The sequence below is a fragment of the Mycobacterium sp. genome, assembly GCF_035640695.1.
Classification (GTDB): Bacteria; Actinomycetota; Actinomycetes; order Mycobacteriales; family Mycobacteriaceae; genus Mycobacterium.
In genome coordinates, this window is sequence record NZ_DASQVQ010000123.1 from 61,004 (window position 1) to 67,300 (window position 6,297).

General features: G+C 65.8%; 8 protein-coding genes. 5 read left to right on the top strand and 3 right to left on the bottom strand.

Annotation, left to right across the window (positions count from 1 at the left end; genetic code table 11):
• Positions 1–6: 6 nt before the first annotated feature.
• On the top strand, positions 7–456 hold the full coding sequence (locus VE759_RS14335) for a lipoprotein LpqH (RefSeq protein ID WP_324933484.1): 450 nt from the start codon (positions 7–9) through the stop codon (positions 454–456).
• Between the two features lie 15 nt (positions 457–471).
• Here the strand turns inward: VE759_RS14335 and VE759_RS14340 are convergent, their stop codons facing one another.
• Positions 472–1,377, bottom strand: a complete 906-nt coding sequence (locus tag VE759_RS14340; protein ID WP_324933487.1) for a haloalkane dehalogenase — start codon at positions 1,375–1,377, stop codon at positions 472–474.
• A 101-nt stretch (positions 1,378–1,478) separates the two neighbouring features.
• Here VE759_RS14340 and VE759_RS14345 point away from each other — a divergent pair, with 101 nt between their 5' ends.
• Positions 1,479–1,964 carry a lipoprotein LpqH gene (locus VE759_RS14345; RefSeq protein ID WP_324933490.1) on the top strand — a complete coding sequence of 162 codons (486 nt, stop codon included), beginning with the start codon at positions 1,479–1,481 and terminating at the stop codon, positions 1,962–1,964.
• A gap of 11 nt (positions 1,965–1,975) precedes the next feature.
• Here the strand turns inward: VE759_RS14345 and VE759_RS14350 are convergent, their stop codons facing one another.
• The gene (locus VE759_RS14350) at positions 1,976–2,440 is read right to left on the bottom strand and encodes an NUDIX domain-containing protein (RefSeq protein ID WP_324933492.1); all 465 of its coding nucleotides are present in this window, start codon (positions 2,438–2,440) and stop codon (positions 1,976–1,978) included.
• Positions 2,441–2,444: 4 nt separating this feature from the next.
• Entirely contained in the window at positions 2,445–3,812 is a 1,368-nt protein-coding gene (locus VE759_RS14355) for a wax ester/triacylglycerol synthase family O-acyltransferase (RefSeq protein WP_324933495.1), read from the bottom strand.
• A 92-nt stretch (positions 3,813–3,904) separates the two neighbouring features.
• Here VE759_RS14355 and VE759_RS14360 point away from each other — a divergent pair, with 92 nt between their 5' ends.
• The 3 genes from VE759_RS14360 to sodC all read left to right on the top strand — a co-directional run.
• Positions 3,905–4,885 (top strand): NAD-dependent epimerase/dehydratase family protein, encoded by a 981-nt coding sequence (locus VE759_RS14360; RefSeq protein ID WP_324933498.1) that lies wholly within the window; start codon positions 3,905–3,907, stop codon positions 4,883–4,885.
• Between the two features lie 120 nt (positions 4,886–5,005).
• Positions 5,006–5,377, top strand: a complete 372-nt coding sequence (locus tag VE759_RS14365; RefSeq protein ID WP_324933501.1) for a hypothetical protein — start codon at positions 5,006–5,008, stop codon at positions 5,375–5,377.
• A gap of 60 nt (positions 5,378–5,437) precedes the next feature.
• On the top strand, positions 5,438–6,297 hold an 860-nt coding region (sodC, locus tag VE759_RS14370; RefSeq protein ID WP_324933503.1), incomplete at its 3' end, for a superoxide dismutase[Cu-Zn].

The following is a 6,297-nucleotide window of genomic DNA, read 5'->3' on the forward strand; positions in this document are numbered from 1 at the left end:
TGCGCAGTGCAGGACCGATTCGTGGCCGCGGCCGCGCTGGTAGTCGTCGCCGGTGTCGCGGGATGCTCGTCATCGTCGAAGTCCCCACCGCCGCCGCCGGGGTCGCTGCCGCCCGTGACCGCACACATCACGATCAACGGGCAGGACGCGGGAACGGCGCATTTCATCGACTGCGGCCAGCTCCAGCATTACTTCACCATCAAGACCGGCGACCAGGCGGCCGGTGTCACGGCGGTCGTCGAAAGCATCGAAGGCGGCGACAGGGTGGCCGCCAAGTCGGTCGAGATAACCAACATGGGCGGCTTCACCGGCAGCTTCTGGCAGGGTCTCGCCGGCAACGCGGATGCCAAGGTGTCCGGCAACACCTACACGATCAACGGCACCGCGACCGGCTTCAACACCGACAACCCCAACAAACAGGCCACCGCAACCTTTCAGATCAAGGCGGCCTGCTGACGTTGTAGCCGGGCGTTACCTGGCGAGGAAGGCCACGATGTGGTCGGCCAATTCTTCGCCGGCGTCTTCTTGCAGGAAATGGCCGGCATCGTGGATGACCGGGTGGTCGTGACCCTGCGCGCCGCGCATCTGCCGCTGGAAGATCGGTCCCATGGCGCCGGTGATCGGGTCGCCGTCGCTGAAGGCAACGAGCATCGGCGTGGAGCTTTCCTTCAGCGCTGCCCAGGCCGCCCGGTTGGCCGCCGCCGCCGGATCGTCCCGAGTGGTCGGGACCAGCCCGGGCATCGCGCGGGGCGCCGCGCAATACGACTCATCGGGAAATGGAGCGTCGTATCCGGCCCGCACCGCGTCACTCATCGGGCGGCGGCAACCGGCCTGCACGAACCGGCCCACGTCGATGGTCGGCGCGTCCTGAATCGCTTCCCGAAATCGCCACCAGATATCGGGCATCGGAATGTCGCCGGTCGGCAAGCCCGTGTTGGCCACCACCAAACTCGCGAAGCGGTCGGATTGCTCGGCGGCCAACCGTAACCCGATCAAGCCGCCCCAGTCCTGGCCGACAAGCGTCACCCGCGTCAAACCCAGTACGTCAAATGCCAACGCACGCACCCACTCGACGTGGCGCGCATACGTGTGGTCCTGGCGCCGTGTCGGCTTGTCGGACCGGCCGAAACCGATCAGGTCAGGGCAGATGACGCGGTGGCCGGCTGCCGCCAGGATCGGGATCATGCGCCGGTACAGAAACGACCATGACGGCTCCCCGTGCAACATCAGTACGGGATCGGCATCCTTCGGCCCGTCCTCGATCCATGCCATCCGCAGCGTGCCACCCTCATCGTCGGGCAACTCGGAATACCTTGCCGGATATGGGAAATCAGGCAAGTCACTAAATCGCTCGTCGGGCGTGCGCAATGTTTGCATGTTTTTCAGCCAATCGCGAGACCGTTGATGGGGCGCACACCATACTGCTCTGGATGGTCCGCCGTCCGTTGACGGACCACGCCAACAAAGGAGAGGACTTGATGAAACGCGGGTTCGTGGTCGCCGTGGGTGGCGCGGCCATCGTCGTTGCCGGTTTGGCCGGCTGTGGGGGACAGAAAAAGTCGACGACCGGGTCGACGACGACAGCGCCCACCGCATCAGCCAGCGGCACGGCCACCGCGGGAACCGCGCCGGCCAAAGTCACCATCGACGGCCAAGACCAGAATGTCCACGGCAGCCTCCTCTGCAACACGGTGGGCGGCGCCGTCAACATCGCGATCGGCGAAGCCACCACCGGCATCGCGGCGGTGCTGAGCGATGCCGACCCACCGCAGGTCAGGTCCGTGGTGCTGGGCAACGTCAACGGCGTGGCACTCGGCTACCAGTCGGGCGTTAACCAGGGCAACGCCGAGGCCACCAAGGATGGCAAGTCCTACAAGATCACCGGAACCGCAACCGGCGTCAACATGTCGAATCCGCTCCAACCGGTCAACAAGCCCTTCGAGATCGACGTCACCTGCCCGTAGCGGCACCGCTGTCATGCCGCCAGGTGCTGCATCAGCCGGTCCAGAAACGGCACCTGGCCCTTCAACAGCTTGGTCCGCGCCCGGTCGACGGGAAACCACCCGACCCGGTCGATCTCGGGGAACGTGCGGATCCGCCCGGACCCCTTGGGCCATTCCAGCTCGAACGTGTTGCTGCGCGCCTCGGCTATGTCGAGGTCCGCACCCACAGCGAATACCGTCAGCACCTTGCCGCTCGGCTGTTTGATGGTGCCGAGTTCGACTGGATCACCGTTCGGCGCCGGCATGCCGAGCTCCTCGTCGAACTCGCGCTGGGCGGCCTGCCACGGATCTTCGCCCTCGACGTATTCGCCCTTCGGGACCGACCACGCACCGTCGTCCTTGCTGCCCCAAAACGGCCCGCCCGGATGCCCGATCAACACCTCGACTTCGTCGCCGACGCTGCGATACAGCAGCAGGCCGGCGCTGCGCTTCGGCATGCCGTCACACGCCGACCGCGCGTTCCAGGTCCTTGAGTGAAGTCTCCATATGACCGAGCAACCGCTGCAGATGCGGGACGCTTCGCCGGCATCCGACGAGCCCGAAATCGAGGTTTCCGGCATTGTTGGTCATCGTGATGTTTAGCGCCTGCCCCTCGAGCGCGATCGATAACGGATAGTTGCCGTCCAGGCGTGCACCGTTCCAGTACATCGGCTCACGCATGCCGGGAACGTTCGAGATCACGATGTTGAACGGCGGCGGCCCAGAAGGCAGATATCCGGGCAGCAACCCCAGGAACAGTCCGCCGATCATCACCGACGACAGCGCCAGCGCCTCGGCGGGCGGCAACTCCATAAAAACCTTCTTGTTCTCATGCATCGATGTGCTGATCACGTCCAGCCGTTTCGCGGCATCCTCGATGTCGGTGCCGAGGTTGCACAGCAGCGTGCCGACCATGTTGCCGCCGCCGTTGCCGTCGCTGTCCTTCCGCAGATTCACCGGAACCATTGCGACGAGCGGGGTTTCGGGCATCGCGTTCTGCTCGATCAAATAGCCGCGCAGCGCTCCGGCGCACATCGCCAACACCACGTCGTTGACGGTGACACCGGCGCCGGCGGCGCCCTTGACGCTCCTGATGCGGTCCAGCGACCACGACTGCGCCGCGATTCGGCGCGCCCCGCCAATCCGAACGTTGAACATCGTCCGCGGCGCCCGGAACGGGAGGGTGAGCTGCTGTTCGAGCAGCGCCGCACGCGCCAACGACAACGTCGACGGGGCGAGTCCCGCAATCGACTCGACGGCGCCGGTCATGGATCGCAGCAGCGATGATCCGGGCGACGGCTTCGGGCGGCTGCGCGGCGACAAGCTCCACGGCACGCGGATCTCGGTGTCGTGCGGATCGGGGGTCAGCGCTCGCTGCATCAGCTTCTGGGCCGAGACCCCGTCGATCAACGCGTGGTGGAACTTGATGTAGACGGCGAATCGCCCGTCGTTCAGTCCCTCCACCAGGTGGGTCTCCCACAACGGCCGGTGGCGATCAAGCAGGGCACCGTGTAAGCGGGACGCCAACTCGAGCAGATCGCGAACACGCCCTGGCCTGGGCAGGCCGGATCGCCGGAGGTGGTAGTCGAGTTCGACGTCGCTGTCCTCGGTCCATGCAAAGTCACTGATTTGTCCGAGGATCGACGCCGGGCGCCGCCGGAATGTCGGCTGAACATCCTGGCAGCCCAGCATCGCGTCATAAGCTTCGCGGATGAAGTCGGGTCCGGCATCCTCGGGCGGTTCGAACAATTGCAGCGCCCCGACATGCATCGGATGTTCGCGCGATTCGCCCACCAAGAAAATCGCGTCCGTCGGTGAAATCAGCTTCATTACCTCTCCCCATCCTCCGTTTCGATGTTTACCCGCGAGACCGCCCGGCTGAACGTGGTTTCGCCGGTTAAAATGCGTGCGACCATGGTGGGGTGGCATTGACGGTGGCCGTGACCGGCCCGACCGGCGAAATCGGAATTCCGGCCGTCACCGCGCTCGAACGAGAACCCATGGTGGGCCGAATCATTGGGATGGCGCGACGCCCCTTCGAGCCGGCATCCCACGGGTGGACGAAGACCAGGTATAAGCGGGGCGACGTGCTGGATCGCGACGCGGTCGACGAGTTGGTTGCCGACGCCGACGTGGTGATCCACCTGGCGTTCATCATCATGGGCTCGCGGGAGGAGAGCGCCCGCATCAACCGGCCCGGCACACGCAACGTGTTCGAGGCGACGGTCTCCGCCGGGCGCCCGCAGCGTCTGGTGTACACCTCATCGGTGGCAGCCTACGGCTACCACCCCGACAATCCCATCCCGATCACCGAGGAGGTACCGCCGCGCGGCTCACCGGAGCACTACTACTCCGAGCAGAAGGCCGCCAGCGAGGTGGCGCTCGCCGAGATCACGGAGGGCTCGTCGCTGGAGGTGTTCGTCCTTCGGCCGTGCATCGTCGCAGGGCCCCAGGCGACCGCCCTCGCCGACGCGATGCCATGGAACCGGCTCCCGGGCCTGGTGCGCGCGGCCACGCGCACGATACCGGTACTCAAGCCGCCGGTGCCCGATCCGGGAATACCGCTGCAACTTGTGCACCACGACGACGTTGCGACCGCGATTGCTTTGGCCGCGACCACGTCTGCGCCGCCGGGGGCCTACAACATCGCGGCCGACGGCGTGGTGTCGGTGTCGGATGTGGCCAAAGCGTTGGGCGGCCGCCCCGTGCGAGTGCCACGGCAAGCGGCGACCGCGGCGTCGGCCGTCATGTCGCGACTGCCCCACGTTCCGTCGGCGCTGGAGTGGCTGCACACCGTGCGCACATCGGTCCTGATGGATACCAGCAAGGCCAAGTCCGTTCTGGGCTGGCAGCCGACGTACACCTCCGCCGAGACCCTGCAAGCGCTCGCCGCCGCGGTATAGCCCTGAAGAGGCGAGTTACTGCGGTTTGGCGACAAACGGTTCTACTGCAGCACGCGGACCCTTACGCTAACCATCCAGAAGAGCCGACCGCAGACACCGGTCCGAGCGGAGGAACGGGACATGAAACTCATCGCCGTACTTGCACTGGGTTGCGGACTCATTGCCGCACCGGTGATGGCAGCCGCAGGTGCGTCCGCGTCGCCGCCGTGTGACGACGCGAATTGTGTTCCGTACGTGGGTCGCAACGTTTCCGAAGGCGAGACCTGTGTGCTGGCAACCCGATATGTGTTCGGATTGGACTCCTCGGGCAACACGTTGCTCTGTACGGCGAGGAACAAGTGGGCGAAGTCGGCGCCGTTGATCGGTGTGCGCAACGCGTCTTCCCCGTGCGATGCGAGCCGCGGTGTGGCGCAGTCGCCCGACGGTCTGCCCATGACATGCACGCGGCAGGGGTGGACGGCCAATTTCGACGGTATTTACTTCCCCCAGTAGGGCTGAGCACAGGTTCAGAGCGCCTCGTTTGATGATGGCAGTTCGGGGTACGCCGACCCCATGTTCAAACCCGTCTCCTGTGCGGTCGCTCTGCTGGCGGCGACCGCCGCGCTGTTGAGCGCTTGCCGATCAAACCAGCAACCCACATCACCGTCGAGCACGAGCGCGCCGCCCGGCACTGAGAGGCTGACAACGCAGCTGAAAACCGCCGACGGGACCCCGGTCGCCAACGCGACCTTCGATTTCGCGAACGGCTACGCCACTGTGACCGTGGAAACCGTCGCCACCCACATTCTGACCCCCGGCTTCCACGGGTTCCATATCCACTCGGTGGGCAAGTGCGAGGCCAACTCGGTTGCCCCCACCGGAGGGCCGGCCGCGGACTTCGCTTCCGCCGGGGGCCATTACCAGGTGCCCGGTCACACCGCCCATCCCTCCAGTGGCGATCTGACGTCGCTGGAGGTGCGATCCGACGGCGCGGCGAAACTGGTCACCACGACCGACGCGTTCACCGCTGCAGACTTGCGAAATAGCCAGGGAACCGCACTGATCATTCACCAGGATCCCGACAACTTCGGCAACATTCCGTCGGACCGCTACACCCAGAAAAGTGGCGGAGCGGTTCCGGACCAAGAGACGCTGGCCACTGGTGATTCGGGCAAGCGGGTGGCTTGCGGCGTCATCGCCGCGACCACGGCGAGCGCGACCACCGCTTCCGTTACGACGGCGACGGCCACGCCAACGCCCACGGGAACTTCGCAGCCCGGTGGTACCGCGACAACGACCACAGTGGTGTCTCCCGCCCAGCCGACGGAAACGAGTACGAGCACCAGCACGGTCACGGTGACCGTCCCGACCCTTACTTCGTCGCCCATCGCGCCACCCGCAATTCCGGGGCCGCCCGGAAACCCGGCGCCTCC